Consider the following 18,599-nt stretch of genomic DNA (forward strand, 5'->3'; position numbering starts at 1 on the left):
GATTGCGGTGTGTCAGTCAGCAATTGTTCAGCTGACACACCGCAATCGCGAGCAGGCTCACTCCTACATTTGGTTTTGTGTACTCCCTCAAGTTTGTCTGGTGCCTGCTATGATGCGCGGCATCTCCATCGCTCAGGATCGCGCCGTTCCCCATGGATTACCGCAAACCTTCCGACCGTAAAAGCATGCACTCGCGCATCGTCCAGGAACTGGGCATGCAGATCGTCTCCGGACGCTTTTTGCCCGACGACAAACTGCCCGCCGAAGCCTTGCTCTGCGAGGAGTACGCGGTGAGCCGGCCGGTTTTGCGTGAAGCCACGCGGGTGCTGGTGGCCAAGGGTCTGGTGTACTCCAAACCCCGCGTCGGCACGGTGGTCAAGGCGCGCCGCGAATGGCACATGCTCGACCCGGACGTGCTGCACTGGCTGATGCAAAGCAGCCCGCAGAATGAATTCTTCAATGTGCTGACCAGCGTGCGCAGCATCATCGAACCCGCCGCTGCCGCCCTCGCCGCCCAGCATGCAACCGATGCCGATATCGCGGCGATTGGTGAAGCGTATCAACGCATGGAAGCGGCGCCGACGCCTGAGGCGTTGTTGCAGCCGGATCTGGATTTCCATAGCCGGATCGCTGACGCGACGCACAATGATTTGCTGGCGAACCTGTGCAATATGTTGTCGGTGGCGATTGCCGAGGCGCTGAAGCATTCGAATCAGCGGCCGAACCTGCATGAATTGGCGTTGCCACGGCACAAGGCAATTCTGACCGCCATCGAAAACCGCGATGCCCTCGGCGCCCGGCATGCAACGCTGGTACAGCTGGACGATGCCCGAAGTGCGCTCAGCGTCGTGCTCGGCACCGAACTCTCCTGAACAACAAAAAACCTGTGGGAGCTGGCTTGCCAGCGATGAGGGCTTAGCATTCAACAGCGATGTTGGCTGATAGTCCGCTATCGCTGGCAAGCCAGCTCCCACAGGGGTTTAGTGTGAGTTTCGAGAGACAAAAAAAGCCGCAACCCTAAGGTTGCGGCTTTGTCGTTTCAGCCTTTCAGATCAGTGGGCAAACAGCGAGTTACCCTTCTGCCCCGCCAGTTTCTCCGGCTTGATCAGGAACTTCGCCAGTGCCGGCAGCAGCCACAGCGCACCGAACATGTTCCACAGCAGCATGAAGGTCAGCATCAGGCCCATGTCGGCCTGGAACTTGATCGCAGAGAAGATCCAGGTGCACACGCCGATGGCCAGGCACAGACCGGTGAACAGCACCGCTTTACCGGTGGATTTCAGCGTCTGGTAATAGGCTTCCTGCAACGGCAGGCCGGCACGCAGGAAACTCTCCAGGCGGCTGTAGATGTAGATGCCGTAGTCGACACCGATCCCCACACCCAGCGCCACCACCGGCAAGGTCGCAACCTTCACGCCAATGCCCATGAACGCCATCAGCGCGTTGCCGAGGACCGAGGTCAGCACCAGCGGCAGGACGATGCACAGGGTCGCCGCCCACGAACGGAAGGTGATCATGCACATCACCGCCACGCAGATGTACACCAGAATCAGGATGGTCAGCTCAGCCTGTTTGATGACTTCGTTGGTGGCCGCTTCGATCCCGGCGTTACCGGCCGCGAGGATGAATTCCAGCCCGTCCTTGTTGTTGTCCTTGGCGAATTCCTGCACCGCGTGAACGGCCCGATCCAGGGTTTCAGCCTTGTGATCATTGAGGAACACCAGCACCGGCGCCAGCGAGCAACTGTTGTTGTACAGACCATCGGCGCGGGCAATCGAGTTGTTCAGCACGTCCGGGTTGCGCGACAGGGTTTCCCATTTCAGGTTGCCCTCGTTCATGCCCTTGATCATCTGCTTGGACACGGTCACCAGTGAGATCGCCGACTGCACGCCCTCGGTGTTCTGCATCTTCCACATCAGCTCGTCGATCGGCGCCATGGCTTCATAGCGCGAGCAGCCTTCAGCCTTGGTCTTGACCATCACCACCAGCACGTCGGAACTGGTCGAATAGTTGTTGATGATGAAGTTGTTGTCCTTGTTGTAGCGCGAATCCGGACGCAGTTCCGGCGCGCCTTGGTCGAGGTCACCGATTTTCAGGTTCTGGCTGTACCAGAGGCCGCCACCGAAGGCGATCAGCGCCAGGGTAATGGAGATCGGTGCGACTTTCGGGCTGGCGAAGTTCGACAGCAGGCGCCAGAACGGGTGTTCGCGGTTCGCGTCCTTCTTGCTCTTGGCGATGGCGCGCTTGCTGATGCCGACATAGGAAATCGCCACCGGCAGCAGAATCAGGTTGGTGAAGACGATCACCGCCACGCCGATGGACGCGCCGATGGCCAGTTCCCGGATCACGCCGATGTCGATGATCAGCAGCGTGATGAAACCCACTGCATCCGCAAGAATCGCGATCATCCCCGGCAGGAACAGTTGCCGGAACGTGCGTCGTGCGGCGGTTAGTGCGTTGTCGGCCTCGCTGGATTGCAGGGCGATGCCGTTGATCTTCTGCACGCCGTGGGAAATACCGATGGCGAAGATCAGGAACGGCACCAGCATCGAATACGGATCGAGCCCGAAGCCAAAGAAGTGCATCAAACCGAGCTGCCAGACCACCGCCACCAGCGTCGTACTCAACACCGCGATGGTGCTGCGCAGGCAGTTGGTGAACCACAACAGCAGGATCAGGGTGATGACGAAAGCGATGCCGAAGAACATCACCACCATCACCAGCCCATCGATCAGGTCACCGACCTTCTTGGCGAAACCGACGATGTGGATCTTGACGTTGGGGTTCTGCGCTTCGAACTTGTTGCGGATCTTGTCTTCGAGTTCATGGGAGAACTTGCGGTAGTCGAGTGCGAGCAACTTGCCCTGGTCTTCCGGGTCCGGATAGGACTCCAGCAGCGGGATGTCGACGATGCTCGATTTGAAGTCGTTGGACACCAGACGCCCGACCTGGCCGGACTTGAGCACGTTGTTGCGCAGCAGATCGAGGCTGTCCTGCGAGCCGTTGTAGCTCTGCGGAATCACTTCACCGCCGGCGAAACCCTCTTCGGTCACTTCGGTCCAGCGTACGCTCGGGCTCCACAGTGACTTCAGGCCGGAACGATCAACGCCAGAGATGTAGAACACCTCGTCGTTGATCTGGCGCAGGGTCTCCATGTACTCCTTGGAGAAGATGTCACCGTCCTTGGCTTCCACCGAAATGCGCACGGTGTTGCCCAGGTTCGCCAGATCGTTGCGGTGCTCCATCATCTTCTCGATGAATGGATGCTGGAGCGGGATCATTTTTTCGAAACTGGTCGACGGGCGGATCAGCGTGGCCTGCCAGAACAGGAAAACGCTCACCACCAGACAGATAAGGATCACTGCCGGGCGGTTGTTGAAGATCAGACGCTCAAGTACCGTCGCCTTTTCCTGCTGAGGAGTGATCAAGGAAGTCATAGCCCCGCCTTCTTATTATTAACTTCGGCGCCGTTTGGCTGAGTGGTGTGAACGCCACCCTGCCCGGTCAGAATCAGGTTGCCGTCGCCGGCAGCGGTGACGGAAGACAGCGAAATGCGATCCGGGCGGTTGAACACGCTGAAGGTCTCGCCGTTGTCGCTGCTGCTGATCACCGAACCGCCGTTGCCGACGATCACGATCGAGCCGTCCGGGAGCAAGGTGGCGCCGGACAGGCCGAACTCCAGCGCACCGCGCGCGGCTTTCAGCTCGACCTGCTCCCAGTTGCTGCCGAAATCGGTGGAGCGGTAGAGGTTGCCGCGCAAGCCGTAGGCCAGCAGGGTCTGCGGTTGCGCCGTGCCGATCACGCCGAACAGCGAGCCTTCGTATGGGCCTTCGAGTTTTTCCCAGGTCTGGCCCCAATCGGCGGAGCGGAACATGCTGCCCGACTCGCCGACGATGAACAGCCCGGCGTCCTTCACAGCAGCGATGGCGTTGAGGTGGAACTGGTCTTCGTTGTCGAGGCGGTCGCTGACGTCTTCCCAGTTTTTACCGCCGTCGGTGGTTTCCAGCAGCGCGCCGTACGCGCCCACGGCCATGCCGCTGTTGACGTCCTTGAACCAGACGTCGAGCAGCGGCGATTCACGTTTGAGGTCTTCGAATTGCTTGGTCCAGGTCAGACCGCCGTCTGCGCTGGCGAGGATTTGTGCGTCGTGGCCGACCGCCCAACCGTGCTTGTCGTCGACAAAATACACAGCGGTCAGCAGTTGCCGGCTCGGCACTTTGGCCTGGGTCCAGGTTTTGCCCTGGTCATCGGAATAGAGAATGTGCCCGCGATCCCCGACCGCGACCAGGCGCGTGCCGGCGTGGACGACATCAAGAATCAGGCTTTTCGCGGCTTTGCTGGATTCGGTGGCATAGACCACGTCGGCGGGCGCCTCGGCGGCAACCACAGGTGCCGACAACGTGGCAAAGCCCAGCAGAGAGAGTGCTGTGGCCAGCAACGCGGTGTTGCGTAACGCCGGCGGGCGGCAACGACTCATAGACCTTCCCCTATTTATTATTGTTAGGCCATCTGGCCTTCAAGGGCGCCGCAAGTGTGCTCCGCTGATGGCTGCTCAGGAGCATAGTCCTGAAACCCGCAATCCAGAGCCACTTCGGAAGCTGGCTCATCCTATCGGGCTTTCGAAACGTCTGACAATCGGCGCCACGTTATCTTTTGTTAACCGCACGGCTGGCAAATCCCCCTGTAGGAGTGAGCCTGCTCGCGATAGCGGTGTGTCAGTAAGAAATCATTGACTGATACACCGCTATCGCGAGCAAGCTCACTCCTACAGGGGGGTGTTGGTGGCTGCGGGATTTGAATACATGACCATTCGCCGGGGTGATGCGGCAAAAGTTATCGAGGGGACTTGCACGATCGGTATTATGGTATACCATCATACGCACAGACACTCTCAATCCCTCAACGGAGCAGCTCATGAGTTTCGAAATTCGCAAGATCGTCAGCTATGTCGAAGAAACCTTCATCGAAGGCGGCAAGGCCACTGACAAGCCAGTGACCATGGTTGGCCTGGCCGTGGTGATGAAAAACCCTTGGGTGGGCAATGGTTTCGTCGAAGACCTCAAGCCGCAGATCCGCGCCAACTGCTCCGACCTCGGTGCGCTGATGGTTGAGCGTCTGGTCGGCATCATCGGCGGTGCGGACAAAATCGAGGCCTACGGCAAAGCTGCTGTGGTGGGTGCCGATGGCGAGATCGAACACGCCTCCGCGGTGATCCACACCCTGCGCTTCGGCAACCACTACCGCGAAGCCGTCAACGCCAAGAGCTACCTGAGCTTCACCAACAAGCGCGGCGGCCCGGGCACTTCGATTCAGATCCCGATGATGCACAAGGACGACGAAGGTCAGCGTTCGCACTACATCACCCTGGAAATGCAGATCGAAGACGCGCCGCGCGCCGACGAAATCGTTGTCGTGCTGGGTTGCGCCGACGGTGGCCGCCTGCACCCGCGCATCGGTAACCGCTACATCGATCTGGAAGAACTGGCCGCCGAAAAAGCCCAGTAATCACAATAAAAAGGCATTGCAGGAGCGCTCCATGATTCGGCTCACCGCTGAACTCACCCCGGCTGGCACCAGTTACCTGGCGACCGGCCAAGGCCAGCCCGTGGTTTTGATCCACGGCGTGGGCCTGAACAAAGAAATGTGGGGCGGCCAGATTGTCGGCCTGTCCAGCCAGTACCGAGTGATCGCCTACGACATGCTCGGCCATGGCGCCAGCCCGCGACCGGCCAGCGGCACCAACCTGCTCGGTTACGCCGATCAGTTGCTGGAGCTGCTCGATCACTTGAATCTGCAACAGGCAGCGGTGATCGGTTTCTCCATGGGCGGTCTGGTTGCGCGGGCCTTCGCCCTGCATTACCCGGAGCGCCTGCAAAGCCTGGTGGTGTTGAACAGCGTGTTCAACCGCAGCGAAGAACAGCGTGCCGGCGTCATCGCCCGTACCGCGCAAGCGGCCGAACACGGCCCGGACGCCAACGCTGAAGCCGCATTGTCACGCTGGTTCAGCCGCGAATATCAGGCGGCCAATCCGGCGCAGATCGCCGCGTTGCGCCAGACCCTGGCCAATAATGATCCGCAGGGTTACCTGACCACCTACGAATTGTTCGCCACCCAAGACATGTACCGCGCCGACGACCTGGGCAGCATTCAGGCACCGACGCTGATCGCCACCGGTGAACTCGATCCGGGTTCGACCCCGGAAATGGCCGAGCAACTGGCCCGACGCATCCCCGGTGCGAAGGTTGCCGTGCTGCCCGAGCAACGGCATATGATGCCCGTAGAGTCGCCGCGACTGGTCAACCAGACGCTGCTGGAATTTCTCCAATTCGCACACTCCCGACAAAACCATATAAAGGGGATCGTTGCATGACACTCGCACGCTTCCAGATGTGCATCGGCGGAGAATGGGTCGACGCCCTCTCCGGCAAGACCTTCGAAAGCCTCAACCCGGCCACGGCGCAAGCCTGGGCCGAACTGCCTGACGCCGATGAAGCGGACGTCGAACGCGCCGTGCAATCGGCACAAGCCGCTTTCGACAGCCCGGCGTGGCGTGGCCTGACCGCCACCGCGCGCGGCAAATTGCTGCGCCGCCTCGGTGACCTGATCGCCGAAAACAAAGAACAACTGGCGCAGCTGGAAAGCCGCGACAACGGCAAGCTGATCCGCGAAACCCGTGGCCAGGTCAGCTATCTGCCGGAGTTTTTCCACTACACCGCCGGCCTCGCCGACAAACTGGAAGGCGGCACGCTGCCGCTGGACAAGCCGGATCTGTTCGCCTATACCGTGCACGAAGCGATGGGTGTGGTGGCCGCGATCATTCCGTGGAACAGCCCGCTGTACCTGACGGCAATCAAACTCGCCCCGGCCCTCGCCGCTGGCAACACGATTGTGATCAAGCCGTCCGAGCACGCCTCGGCGACGATTCTTGAGCTGGCACGTCTGGCCCTCGAAGCCGGAATTCCGCCGGGTGTGGTCAACGTCGTCACCGGTTACGGCCCGAGCACGGGCGCCGCCCTCACCCGCCATCCGCTGATCCGCAAAATTGCCTTCACTGGCGGTGCAGCCACGGCGCGGCATGTGGTGCGCAGCAGCGCCGAGAACTTCGCCAAACTGTCGCTGGAACTGGGCGGCAAGTCGCCGAACATCATTTTCGCCGACGCCGATCTGGACAGCGCGATCAACGGCGCGATTGCCGGGATCTACGCCGCGTCCGGGCAGAGTTGCGTGTCCGGTTCGCGCTTGCTGGTGCAGGACGAAATCTACGACGAATTCGTCAATCGGCTGGTCGAACGCGCCCAGCGCATTCGCATCGGCAACCCGCAGGAAGACAACAGTGAGATGGGCCCGATGGCCACCGCGCAGCAATTGGCGGTGGTCGAAGGTCTGGTCGCCGATGCCATCGCTGAAGGCGCGCGTTTGCGCACTGGCGGCAAGCGTCCGGCGGATCTCGGCGACGGCTGGTTCTACGAGCCGACGCTGTTCGAATGCGACCGCAATTCGATGAAGATCATGCAGGAAGAAGTCTTCGGCCCGGTGGCTTCGGTGATTCGTTTCAAAGATGAAGCCGAAGCGCTGGCGATTGCCAACGACTCGCAGTTCGGCCTCGCGGCCGGCATCTGGACCCGCGATCTCGGTCGCGCCCATCGCCTCGCTCGCGATGTGCGTTCGGGGATTATCTGGGTCAACACTTACCGCGCGGTGTCAGCGATGGCACCGATCGGCGGCTTCAAGAACAGTGGCTATGGACGCGAAAGCGGCATCGATTCGGTGCTGGCCTACACCGAACTGAAAACGGTGTGGATCAACCTGTCTCAGGCACCGATGCCTGATCCGTTTGTGATGCGCTAGGAGTCCTGCGAAATGATCGAACCCGGCATTTACAAAGACGTCATGAGCTCGTTCCCGTCCGGCGTCACGGTGGTGACCACCGTTGACCCGGATGGCGGGATCGTCGGCATCACCGCCAGCGCCTTCAGCGCGCTGTCGATTGACCCGGCGCTGGTGCTGTTCTGCCCCAACTATGCTTCCGACACCTATCCGATTCTGCGTGACAGCAAGAAGTTTGCGATTCACTTGCTGTCGGCTGACCAGACCGCTGAGGCCTACGCCTTTGCCGGTAAAGGCAAGGACAAGGCCGCCGGTATCGAGTGGCATCTGAGCGAACTCGGTAACCCTATTCTCGCTAAAGCCACCGCGATCATCGAGTGTGAGTTGTGGCGTGAATACGATGGTGGCGATCACGCGATTATCGTTGGCGCGGTGAAGAATCTGATCCTCCCGGCGCAACCGGTGACACCGATGATTTACCACAAGGGCAAGCTTGGGCCCCTGCCGACACTGGCCTGACGGATTCACACAACCCCCTGTAGGAGTGAGCCTGCTCGCGATAGCGGACTGACATTCAACATTGATGTCGACAGATCCACCGCTATCGCGAGCAGGCTCACTCCTACAAGGGATTCGTGGTGACTGGAGGATTTATGAATAACGAAAAGTACGAAAAAGGCCTGAAAATCCGCACTCAGGTACTCGGCGAAGCCTACGTCCGGCGCTCGATCGAGAACGCCGACGACTTCACCCGCCCCCTGCAGGAAATGGTCACCGAATACTGCTGGGGCCATGTCTGGGGTCGCGAAGGCTTGTCGCTCAAGGAGCGCAGCATGATCAACCTGGCGATGATCTCGGCGCTCAACCGTCCGCACGAACTCAAGCTGCATGTGCGTGGCGCCTTGCGTAACGGCCTGAGTCGTGAGCAAATACGCGAAATTCTGCTTCAGGTCGGCATTTATTGCGGCGTTCCGGCAGCCGTGGACAGTTTCCGGCTGGCCCGTGAAGCCTTTGCCGAAGCCGACGCCGAAGCCTCAGTTAACCCCTCGGCTGTTTAGATGCCCGTCTGGCATGGACAGCCAACCGAAAGAGCGGACCCCATGAAACGCCAGCCACTCGACGACAGCTTCAAGGTCAATCGCAACCCCGTTACCCTGCGCGAAATCGTGCTGGATAAACTGCGTAGCGCGATCATGAATTTCCAGCTCATGCCCGGTGATCGCTTGGTCGAGCGCGATCTGTGCGATCGCCTGGGCGTCAGCCGCACCTCCGTGCGTGAAGCCTTGCGTCACCTCGAATCCGAAGGCCTGGTGGAATTCGCCGATGCCAAGGGCCCGCGTGTCGCCATCATCACGTTGGCCGATGCCGTCGATATCTACGAATTGCGTTGCGTGCTCGAAGGCCTGATCGTTCAGCTGTTCACCCTGCGCGCCAAGGCCAAGGACATCAAAGCCCTGGAAAAAGCCCTCGACGACAACCGCAAGGCGTTGAAGGACGGCGAACTGCAACAGGTGATCGACTCGGTGCAAGGTTTCTACGACGTGCTGCTCGAAGGCTCAGGCAACCATGTCGCGGCCACTCAATTGCGTCAGTTGCAGGCGCGCATCAGTTACCTGCGCGCAACTTCGGTTTCTCAGGAAAACCGTCGCGGCGCGAGTAATCAGGAAATGGAAAAAATGGTCGCGGCGATCAAGAGCGGCGACCCGCTGGTGGCGCATCAGGCCTGTGTCGATCACGTTCGCGCAGCGGCTGCCGTGGCCCTCGACTATCTCAAGCGCAAACAGGAAGAAACAGGCGACACGCCTGCGATCACCCTGCCGATCGCGCTGAAAGAACCGCGCATAGGTCAATGACATGTTCAGCCCGAGCTTTTGCCCGAAATGCGGTGGCCCTGACCTCGGTCAGCAAGTGCCGCCGGGCGATACGCACGAGCGCCTGATGTGCCGCGGCTGCGGCTACATCCACTACGTCAATCCGAAAATCATTGCCGGCTGCATCATCGAGCAGGACGGCAAATACCTCTTGTGCCAACGGGCGATTCCCCCACGCCCCGGCACCTGGACGCTGCCGGCCGGCTTCATGGAAAGCGGCGAAACCACCGAGCAAGCGGCTGTGCGTGAAGTCTGGGAAGAAAGCGGTGTGCGTGCGGAAATCGTTTCGCCGTACTCGATTTTCAGCGTGCCGAAGATCAGCGAGGTGTACATCATCTTCCGCGCCATCGCGCTGGAGATTACCGGGCAGTACGGGCCGGAGACCATGGATTACAAGTTCTTCGCCTCTGAAGACATCCCGTGGGAGCAGATTTACTACCCGGCGATCCGGCAGATTCTTGAGCGCTATATCGAAGAGCGCCAGGCTGGGGTGTATGGGATTTACATGGGTAACGATGACAGCGGGAAGATTCACTTTATCCGCTGAAGATTACGTTTCCCCCTGCCTGATCGTTCCCACGCTCCGCGTGGGAACGATCAGTAGGCTTCAGAGTGGGGCGATGCCCTCGACGATAATGATCTCCGCCCTCGCCCATTCTTCGCGATAACTTTTCGCATCTTGGTACGCCGCCGAGTGGTAGCACGCCACAGCCTTCTCATAGCTCTCGAACTCGATCACCACGCTGCGCTGCGGCGTCTCGCGCCCTTCCATCGCCTCGCTGCGTCCGCCTCTGGCGAGAAACTTCGCGCCAAACGCGGCGAAGGCTGCCGGCGCACGCTGGGTGTATTGGCTGTAGTGATCGGCATCGGCTATATCGACATGAGCAATCCAGTACGCCTTCATAGTGACCTCTTTGCTGATTTTGTATTATGGTATACCAATATATTTCCAACGAACCCTGAGAGTCCAGCATGGCCTTCAACAGCATCGAAGAAATCATCGAAGATTATCGCCTCGGCAAAATGGTTTTGCTGGTCGATGACGAAGACCGCGAAAACGAAGGCGACCTGTTGCTGGCCGCCGACCGTTGCACGCCTGAGGCGATCAGCTTTATGGCCCGAGAGGCGCGTGGGCTGATTTGCCTGACCCTGACCGACGAACATTGCCAGCGTTTGGGCCTGGAGCAAATGGTCCCGGCCAACGGCAGCGTGTTCAGCACCGCGTTCACCGTGTCGATTGAAGCGGCGGTCGGCGTGACCACCGGCATCTCGGCGGCGGATCGCGCTTGCACCGTTGCAGCGGCCGTTGCGCCGAATGCCCGCGCTGAAGACCTGGTGCAGCCGGGCCATATCTTCCCGCTGCGCGCCAAGGAAGGTGGCGTGCTGACCCGCGCCGGCCATACCGAAGCGGGTTGCGATCTGGCGCGCCTGGCCGGTTTCACCCCGGCTTCGGTGATTGTCGAAGTGATGAACGATGACGGCACCATGGCCCGTCGCCCGGATCTCGAAGTGTTTGCGCGTAAGCATGGGATCAAGATCGGCACCATCGCCGACCTGATCCACTATCGCCTGAGCACCGAACACACCATCGAGCGAATTGGCGAACGCGAGCTGCCGACGGTGCATGGCACGTTCCGTTTGATCACCTTTGAGGATCGCATCGAGGGCGGCGTGCACATGGCGATGGTCATGGGCGATTTGCGCCGTGAAGAGCCAACGCTGGTGCGCGTGCACGTGATTGATCCGCTGCGGGATCTGGTTGGCGCCGAGTACAGCGGGCCGACCAACTGGACGTTGTGGGCCGCTTTGCAACGGGTCGCTGCCGAGGGGCACGGAGTTGTCGTGGTGCTGGCCAATCATGAATCGTCGCAGGCGCTGCTGGAACGGGTGCCGCAATTGACCCAGCCGCCGCGGCAGTTCAGCCGTTCGCAATCGCGGATTTATTCGGAGGTCGGGACTGGGGCGCAGATTTTGCAGAATCTTGGGGTTGGCAAATTGCGCCATCTCGGCCCGCCGCTCAAGTACGCCGGGTTGACCGGTTATGACCTGGAAGTGGTCGAAAGCATCCCCTTCACCGAATAACCCACGCCGAACACAAACCCAAATGTAGGAGTGAGCCTGCTCGCGATAGCGGTGTGACATTCAACAATGATGTTGGCTGATACACCGCTATCGCGAGCAGGCTCACTCCTACAGGGGTTTTGCATTTCAGATTCATTTCTTCGAACCACAAAAAAGGACAGCCGCCAGATAACCGGTAAGGCAAAGTGCTTGCACAAAGTTTGGAATACCATAATATGATATTCCATAGACCGGACACTCCAACGAACGTCCATCTACTGCTCCCGATAGGCGGGCAACAACGCAAGCCCGCTCAAAAACACAACAATGAGGGCGTGAACATGGTGTTGAACAAAGCTGCAACCGCGATCTTTTTTGCGGGACTGCTCAGCGTCACCGGCCAGGCTGCAATGGCTGCCGAAAGCGTGAATTTTGTCAGCTGGGGCGGAAGCACCCAGGATGCGCAGAAACAGGCCTGGGCCGATCCGTTCAGCAAGGCTAGCGGCATCACCGTCGTGCAGGACGGCCCGACCGACTACGGCAAACTCAAAGCCATGGTCGAAAGCGGCAACGTGCAGTGGGACGTGGTCGATGTCGAAGCCGATTTCGCCCTGCGCGCCGCTGCTGAAGGCCTGCTCGAACCCCTCGATTTCAAAGTCATCCAGCGCGACAGGATCGACCCGCGTTTCGTCAGCGATCACGGCGTCGGCTCGTTCTTCTTCTCCTTCGTCCTCGGCTACAACGAGGGCAAGCTCGGCGCCAACAAGCCGCAGGACTGGAGCGCCCTGTTCGACACCAAAACCTATCCCGGCAAACGCGCCCTCTACAAATGGCCAAGCCCAGGCGTGCTCGAACTGGCGCTGCTGGCCGATGGCGTAGCCGCCGACAAGCTCTACCCGCTGGATCTCGATCGCGCCTTCAAGAAACTCGACACCATCAAGAAAGACATCGTCTGGTGGGGCGGCGGCGCGCAGTCGCAGCAACTGCTGGCGTCCGGTGAAGCGAGCATGGGCCAGTTCTGGAACGGTCGTATTCACGCCCTGCAAGAAGACGGCGCGCCGGTCGGCGTGAGCTGGAAACAGAACCTGGTCATGGCCGACATTCTGGTGATTCCAAAGGGCTCGAAAAACAAGGACGCGGCGATGAAGTTCCTGGCCAGTGCCAGCAGCGCCAAAGGCCAGGCCGATTTCTCCAACCTGACCGCCTACGCCCCGGTCAACCTCGACAGTGTGGAGCGTCTGGATTCGACGCTGGCCCCCAACCTGCCGACTGCCTACGCTAAGGATCAGATCACTCTTGATTTCGCGTACTGGGCCAAAAATGGCCAAGCCATCGCGACACGGTGGAACGAATGGCTGGTCAAATGAAAATGGCGGCCACCGCGTCCCGTCCCTCCACTGCCACCGGGAGCGCGACCAGCGCTGCCGGCTCGGCCCACGGAACACAGGCGGTTGCGATGCAGCAAGCCCCGTCCCTCAGACAACGCTGGCGCGGCGCCGGCAACCTCGCCCCGGCGCTGCTGTTCATCGGCCTGTTCTTTCTGGCGCCGTTGATTGGCCTGCTGTTGCGCGGCGTGCTCGAACCGACGCCGGGCCTTGGCAACTATGAACAACTGTTCGCCAACTCGGCCTATGCCCGGGTGCTGCTCAACACCTTTTCGGTGGCCGGGCTGGTGACGCTGTTCAGCCTGCTGCTGGGCTTCCCGCTGGCCTGGGCGATCACTCTGGTGCCGCGCGGCTGGGGTCGCTGGATCCTCAACATCGTGCTGTTGTCGATGTGGACCAGCCTGCTCGCCCGCACCTATTCGTGGCTGGTGCTGCTGCAAGCCTCGGGCGTGATCAACAAGGCCTTGATGGCGATGGGCATCATCGATCAGCCGCTGGAAATGGTGCACAACCTCACTGGCGTAGTGATCGGCATGAGCTACATCATGATCCCGTTCATCGTGCTGCCGTTGCAGGCGACCATGCAGGCCATCGACCCGATGATCCTGCAGGCCGGCTCGATCTGCGGCGCCAGTCCGTGGACCAACTTCTTCCGGGTGTTCCTGCCGCTGTGCCGGCCAGGTCTGGCCTCCGGTGGCTTGATGGTGTTCGTGATGTCGCTCGGTTACTACGTGACCCCGGCGCTGCTCGGCGGGGCGCAGAACATGATGCTGCCGGAGTTCATCATTCAGCAGGTGCAATCGTTCCTCAACTGGGGTCTGGCCAGTGCCGGCGCCGCGTTGCTGATCGCGATCACTCTGGTGCTGTTCTACTTCTACCTGAAGCTTCAGCCGGAATCCCCGGTTGGCGCCAGTAACGCGAGGTAAGCCGACATGCTCCTGACCCCCAATGCGATGAGCCGCCGCATGCGTTTCGGCTTGTATGCAACCACCGGGCTGATCGGTCTGTTCCTGCTGTTGCCGATCGTGTTCATCGTGCTGCTGTCGTTCGGCTCGTCGCAGTGGCTGGTATTCCCGCCGCCGGGCTGGACGCTGAAATGGTACGGCCAGTTCTTCTCCAACCCTGACTGGATGAACGCTGCCGCGGCCAGCCTCAAGGTTGCCGTACTGACCACAATCTTTGCGGTTGCCCTCGGTCTGCCAACGGCGTTTGCGCTGGTGCGCGGACGTTTTCCCGGCCGGGAAATGCTCTACGGCCTGTTCACCCTGCCGATGATCGTGCCGTTGGTGATCATCGCCGTGGCGGTGTACGCGCTGTTCCTCAAGCTCGGTTACACCGGGACGATGTTCGCCTTCGTGGTCAGCCATGTGATCGTCGCGCTGCCGTTCACCATCATCTCGATCATCAACTCGCTGAAGCTGTTCGATCAGTCGATTGAAGACGCGGCGGTGATCTGCGGTGCCTCGCGCCTGCAAGCAGTGTTCAAGGTGACGTTCCCGGCGATTCGTCCGGGGATGGTCGCCGGCGCCCTCTTCGCCTTCCTGGTTTCGTGGGACGAAGTGGTACTCAGCGTGATGATGGCCAGCCCGACTCTGCAAACCCTTCCCGTGAAAATGTGGACCACCTTGCGCCAGGACCTGACGCCAGTGATCGCCGTCGCTTCGACGTTGCTGATCGGCTTGTCTGTTTTGGTCATGGTCATCGCCGCCGCATTGCGCCGGCGCAACGAAATCAGCGCTTGAGCGCCAGGAGTACGACATGAGTGCCGTGATCAAAGACGCCTCCCAGCAGACCGACAAACCCCTGGTCAGCCTGCGCAATCTGAACAAGCACTACGGCGACTTCGCCGCCGTCGACAACATCTCGCTGGACATCAAGGACGGCGAGTTCCTGACCTTCCTCGGCTCCAGCGGCTCGGGCAAAAGCACCACGCTGTCGATGCTCGCCGGATTCGAAACGCCGAGCAGCGGCGAGATCCTCGTCAACGGTGAATCGCTGGTCAATGTGCCGCCGCACAAGCGCGACATCGGCATGGTGTTCCAGCGTTACTCGCTGTTCCCGCATCTGTCGGTGCGCGACAACATCGCCTTTCCTTTGGCGATTCGCAAACTCGCGACGGCTGAGCGTGAAAAGCGCGTCGATGCGATGCTGAAACTGGTGCAGCTTGAGCAGTTCGCCCATCGCCGCCCTTCGCAACTGTCTGGCGGCCAGCAACAACGTGTCGCCATCGCTCGCGCTTTGGTTTACGAGCCGCGCATTCTGCTGATGGACGAACCACTCGGTGCCTTGGATAAAAAGCTGCGCGAGGATCTGCAGGATGAGCTCCGCCAACTGCATCGTCGTCTGGGCATCACCATCGTTTACGTGACCCACGACCAGGAAGAAGCCATGCGTTTGTCGCAGCGCATCGCGATTTTCAGTCACGGCAAGATTGTTGGATTGGGCAGCGGTTACGACCTTTATCAGAACCCGCCAAATGCGTTTGTCGCTTCGTTCCTGGGTAACTCGAACTTCCTCAAGCTCAAGGCGCAGGGCAATGCGGCGGCATCGTTTGAAGGGCAGTCATTGTCGATTCGCCTGACCGCTGGGTTGCGCACCGATCAGGATGTTTTGCTGATGGTGCGCCCGGAAAAGGCACTGGCGTTGAGCGTATCGCAGGCGATCAGCGAACCGCTGCCATCGGGGTGGAACGAGGTGTCAGCGAAGGTCGTGGAGGTGTTGTTTCTCGGTGAGAGTCAGACCTGCAGCGTGGTCACCTCGGGCGGCACCTCAATGACGGTTAAAGCACTGTCAGCCGCCGGCATGCCGCTCAAGGCTGGCGATCCGGTGCAAGTGCGCTGGGCCACCGCTGATGCTTGCGTCTACACCGAATGGACCGAAAGCGACCTCAACAAAGCCGCCGGCTCCCACTGAACCCCCCTGTAGGAGCTGCCGCAGGCTGCGATCTTTTGATCTTGCCGTTAAAAACAAGATCAACAGATCGCAGCCTCGTTTCACTCGACAGCTCCTACAGGAATGCATTCCAAATGTGGGAGCAGGCTCACTCCTACAATTGAACCGTGTTTGCGCCTCAGGGCCGCGGTGGCACTTTTTTTGATCTCAAGGCGCGACCGTCACATCGCCCTGTCCACTCTCGGCCAGCGCTGCAGCGACAAACCCCTCGGCCTTCTTGCGCTCGACAAACGCCCGCACATACGCCGCGCCTGCCTCTCGCCCACGGGGCACCGCCATGGCCTGGCGAATCGCCGTGAACTCGCCGTCCAGCACGCGATAGCGCGCGTCGGCGTTCGCCACTTTCTGCAATGGCTGACGGACACCGGCGGCGGCATCCAGGTGTTGCTCGATAAACAGGTCAACGGCACCCGCCGAGGTTTCGGCACGCTCCAATTGTGCGTGCTGCAGCGTGCGACTGAGGAACAGGTCGTAGGCTGCGCCTTTGCCAACGGCCAGTCGCAATCCTGGCTGATCGAGATCCTCGACGTTGCGATACGGTGCCTGCGCTTCGATCAGATAAGTCCCTTCAATGATCACGTACGGCTCGCTGAACGCGATCTGCGCTTCACGCACCGGCTCGATCGCAAGAAACGCCAGATTCCATACGCCCTCTTCCAACGCCGCGAAGACCTTGCCCGCCGCATCAAAGGTGCGCATCTCCAATTCGACACCCAACTCGGCAGCCAATGCTTTGGCCAATGCCACCGAAACACCCTGCGGCGCACCGTCCGCCCCGCGCTGTGCCAGCACCGGGTTGCCAAAATTGATGGCGGCATGCAGCACGCCGTCGGGCGCGAGATCGGCCATTACGGCCGGGGTGATTGCACTCATAGTGTTGCTCCCTGATCGGATAAAAAGTCAGTGTGCGTCGTAGCTGACACTGTCGAGGACACAACACGCAGCGCGTAAGCCTTATGTCGGTGCCTGACAGGCACTCAAGTGTTCCAGCGCCCGACGCGTCACCGCATCGATGTAAGCCGCGTCACCATAGACCCGCGCCAGCAGAATCGCCCCCTCGTAATCCGCCACCCATTGTCGAGCGGTCAGCAAGGCTTGTCCCTCATCGACCTGGCCTTCCAGCAAATGCGCAAACGCCTTGGCCCATGCATCGAAAAAGCCGCGAATCGGCTCCAGCAATTCACTTTTACCGTACGCCGCATCGACCGCCACCACGCCCATCAGGCAACCAATCGAGTCATCCTGAAACAGCCGCGCAGCCTTGCGGCCCATTTTGCTCAGGCGTTCTTGTGGCGTGAGTTTTTCGTCGAAGGCCACGGCAAACAAGGTCTGGTTGATGACTTGATGCGTCCAGTCGAGCACGTCACGCAGCAAGGCCTCCTTGTTCGGATAGTGGTGATAGAACGAAGCCTTGGTAAAGCCACAAGCGGACGCAAGCACGTCCATGGTGGTGCCATGATAGCCAAGGCGCTTGAAGGTATTGGCGCACCGCAGAAGCAGCTCTTCACGGGGGATTTTCAACGGTCGCACGAGTATTTCCTGATCCGGATAACTGGCGGTGATTCTATGACATAAGCCTGCCCTTCTCAATTTGACGGTTACCAACTGTTCGTTTAGTTTCTATTTACCGAACAGATGGTCAGTAACTGGCCGCCGACAAAAAATCAGGGAAAGCAGAGATGAACGAAGCCAACAGTGGCCCCGGCCGAGTCACCCGCGAACAACGCGGTCAGTTGTTTTTGATCGGTCTGGATCGCGCCGGCAAACGCAACGCATTCGACAGTGCAATGCTGACGGACCTGGCATTGGCCATCGGCGAGTATGAGCGCAATGACGAACTGCGCTGCGCCGTGCTGTTCGCGCATGGCGAGCACTTCACCGCAGGCCTGGACTTGATGGAGCTGACGCCGAAACTGGTGTCAGGCGCCTTCAAGTATCCTGAAGAAGGCATCGACCCATGGGGCGTTTCCAAACCGCGCAGGCGTAAACCGGTGGTGGTTGCCATTGAAGGCATTTGCTGGACGGCGGGCATCGAATTGATGCTCAACGCCGACATCAGCATTGCCGCCACCAATGCCCGTTTCGCTCATCTGGAAGTGTTGCGCGGGATCTCACCCGCCGGCGGTTCCACCGTGCGCTTTACCCGCGCAGCGGGCTGGACCGCCGCCATGCGCTACATGCTCACGGGGGAAGAGTTCGATGCCACTGCCGCCCTGCACATGCGCCTGCTGACCGAAGTGGTCGCACCCGGCCAGACTCTGGCACGCGCCATCGAATACGCCGAACGCATTGTCAAGGCTGCGCCTCTGGCGATTCAGGCGACGCTGCAATCGGCGTTTCTGGCGCAGGATCAGGGAGACGATGCGGCGCTGTCGAAGCTTGATGAACAACTGCTGGCCCTGATCAAAACCGAGGATGTCCGCGAAGGCGTCATGGCGATGATGCAAAAGCGCGAACCGCAGTTCAAAGGTCGCTGAAGGCTTTGCTCAACTCACTCGGAACA

Annotated in this window: 20 protein-coding genes; 15 read left to right on the top strand and 5 right to left on the bottom strand. The window is 60.2% G+C overall.

Features of this window, described 5'->3' with window-relative positions; translation table 11 throughout:
* Together EJA71_RS27430 and EJA71_RS14185 are read left to right on the top strand one after the other, a co-directional pair.
* A partial coding sequence (locus EJA71_RS27430; protein ID WP_218576485.1) for a hypothetical protein occupies positions 1–181 on the top strand: 181 nt, incomplete at its 5' end.
* Positions 153–872: a FadR/GntR family transcriptional regulator gene (locus tag EJA71_RS14185; RefSeq protein WP_158957799.1), complete on the top strand. Its 720-nt coding sequence runs from the start codon at positions 153–155 to the stop codon at positions 870–872. The genes EJA71_RS27430 and EJA71_RS14185, both read left to right, overlap by 29 nt.
* A gap of 180 nt (positions 873–1,052) precedes the next feature.
* Here EJA71_RS14185 and EJA71_RS14190 read toward each other — a convergent pair whose 3' ends face one another.
* A complete protein-coding gene (locus EJA71_RS14190) occupies positions 1,053–3,437 on the bottom strand; it encodes an RND family transporter (protein WP_158957801.1) in 2,385 nt (794 codons plus the stop codon).
* Positions 3,434–4,477 (bottom strand): YCF48-related protein, encoded by a 1,044-nt coding sequence (locus EJA71_RS14195; protein WP_158957803.1) that lies wholly within the window; start codon positions 4,475–4,477, stop codon positions 3,434–3,436. The genes EJA71_RS14190 and EJA71_RS14195 overlap by 4 nt, the downstream gene beginning before the upstream one ends.
* Before the next feature lie 437 nt (positions 4,478–4,914).
* Here EJA71_RS14195 and EJA71_RS14200 point away from each other — a divergent pair, with 437 nt between their 5' ends.
* The 7 genes from EJA71_RS14200 to EJA71_RS14230 all read left to right on the top strand — a co-directional run bounded on the left by EJA71_RS14200 (position 4,915) and on the right by EJA71_RS14230 (position 10,245).
* Positions 4,915–5,505, top strand: a complete 591-nt coding sequence (locus EJA71_RS14200) for an amino acid synthesis family protein (protein ID WP_122594276.1) — start codon at positions 4,915–4,917, stop codon at positions 5,503–5,505.
* A 31-nt stretch (positions 5,506–5,536) separates the two neighbouring features.
* Positions 5,537–6,370 (top strand): alpha/beta fold hydrolase, encoded by an 834-nt coding sequence (locus EJA71_RS14205; protein WP_158957805.1) that lies wholly within the window; start codon positions 5,537–5,539, stop codon positions 6,368–6,370.
* Positions 6,367–7,848: an aldehyde dehydrogenase gene (locus tag EJA71_RS14210; protein ID WP_158957807.1), complete on the top strand. Its 1,482-nt coding sequence runs from the start codon at positions 6,367–6,369 to the stop codon at positions 7,846–7,848. Before EJA71_RS14205 ends, EJA71_RS14210 begins: the two co-directional genes overlap by 4 nt.
* Positions 7,849–7,860: 12 nt before the next feature.
* Entirely contained in the window at positions 7,861–8,346 is a 486-nt protein-coding gene (locus tag EJA71_RS14215) for a flavin reductase family protein (protein ID WP_158957809.1), read from the top strand.
* A 134-nt stretch (positions 8,347–8,480) separates the two neighbouring features.
* Entirely contained in the window at positions 8,481–8,885 is a 405-nt protein-coding gene (locus EJA71_RS14220; RefSeq protein WP_158957811.1) for a carboxymuconolactone decarboxylase family protein, read from the top strand.
* A 42-nt stretch (positions 8,886–8,927) separates the two neighbouring features.
* Positions 8,928–9,680, top strand: coding sequence for a GntR family transcriptional regulator (locus tag EJA71_RS14225; RefSeq protein WP_158957813.1), 753 nt, complete (start codon positions 8,928–8,930; stop codon positions 9,678–9,680).
* A 1-nt stretch (position 9,681) separates the two neighbouring features.
* Positions 9,682–10,245, top strand: a complete 564-nt coding sequence (locus EJA71_RS14230; RefSeq protein WP_158957815.1) for an NUDIX hydrolase — start codon at positions 9,682–9,684, stop codon at positions 10,243–10,245.
* A 60-nt stretch (positions 10,246–10,305) separates the two neighbouring features.
* Here the strand turns inward: EJA71_RS14230 and EJA71_RS14235 are convergent, their stop codons facing one another.
* Complete coding sequence (locus tag EJA71_RS14235; RefSeq protein ID WP_158957817.1) at positions 10,306–10,602, bottom strand: DUF1330 domain-containing protein; 297 nt, start codon at positions 10,600–10,602, stop codon at positions 10,306–10,308.
* Between the two features lie 68 nt (positions 10,603–10,670).
* Here EJA71_RS14235 and ribBA point away from each other — a divergent pair, with 68 nt between their 5' ends.
* The 5 genes from ribBA (at position 10,671) to EJA71_RS14260 (ending at position 16,057) form a co-directional block, all read left to right on the top strand.
* Complete coding sequence (gene ribBA / locus EJA71_RS14240; RefSeq protein WP_095050094.1) at positions 10,671–11,780, top strand: bifunctional 3,4-dihydroxy-2-butanone-4-phosphate synthase/GTP cyclohydrolase II; 1,110 nt, start codon at positions 10,671–10,673, stop codon at positions 11,778–11,780.
* A 320-nt stretch (positions 11,781–12,100) separates the two neighbouring features.
* Positions 12,101–13,126, top strand: a complete 1,026-nt coding sequence (locus EJA71_RS14245) for an ABC transporter substrate-binding protein (RefSeq protein WP_158957819.1) — start codon at positions 12,101–12,103, stop codon at positions 13,124–13,126.
* Positions 13,123–14,070 (top strand): ABC transporter permease, encoded by a 948-nt coding sequence (locus tag EJA71_RS14250; RefSeq protein WP_166674938.1) that lies wholly within the window; start codon positions 13,123–13,125, stop codon positions 14,068–14,070. Before EJA71_RS14245 ends, EJA71_RS14250 begins: the two co-directional genes overlap by 4 nt.
* Positions 14,071–14,076: 6 nt before the next feature.
* Positions 14,077–14,886 carry an ABC transporter permease gene (locus EJA71_RS14255; RefSeq protein ID WP_122594265.1) on the top strand — a complete coding sequence of 270 codons (810 nt, stop codon included), beginning with the start codon at positions 14,077–14,079 and terminating at the stop codon, positions 14,884–14,886.
* Positions 14,887–14,902: 16 nt separating this feature from the next.
* Complete coding sequence (locus EJA71_RS14260; RefSeq protein WP_158957821.1) at positions 14,903–16,057, top strand: ABC transporter ATP-binding protein; 1,155 nt, start codon at positions 14,903–14,905, stop codon at positions 16,055–16,057.
* 186 nt (positions 16,058–16,243) lie between these two features.
* On the opposite strand, the gene EJA71_RS14265 is transcribed toward EJA71_RS14260, so the two are convergent.
* Together EJA71_RS14265 and EJA71_RS14270 are read right to left on the bottom strand one after the other, a co-directional pair.
* Complete coding sequence (locus tag EJA71_RS14265; RefSeq protein ID WP_158957823.1) at positions 16,244–16,969, bottom strand: transporter substrate-binding domain-containing protein; 726 nt, start codon at positions 16,967–16,969, stop codon at positions 16,244–16,246.
* Between the two features lie 81 nt (positions 16,970–17,050).
* On the bottom strand, positions 17,051–17,626 hold the full coding sequence (locus EJA71_RS14270) for a TetR/AcrR family transcriptional regulator (protein WP_008088096.1): 576 nt from the start codon (positions 17,624–17,626) through the stop codon (positions 17,051–17,053).
* 149 nt (positions 17,627–17,775) lie between these two features.
* Here EJA71_RS14270 and EJA71_RS14275 point away from each other — a divergent pair, with 149 nt between their 5' ends.
* The gene (locus EJA71_RS14275) at positions 17,776–18,573 is read left to right on the top strand and encodes a crotonase/enoyl-CoA hydratase family protein (RefSeq protein ID WP_158957825.1); all 798 of its coding nucleotides are present in this window, start codon (positions 17,776–17,778) and stop codon (positions 18,571–18,573) included.
* The last annotated feature ends 26 nt before the right edge of the window (positions 18,574–18,599 follow it).

The sequence above is a fragment of the Pseudomonas sp. PB106 genome, from assembly GCF_009764645.1.
Classification (GTDB): Bacteria; Pseudomonadota; Gammaproteobacteria; order Pseudomonadales; family Pseudomonadaceae; genus Aquipseudomonas.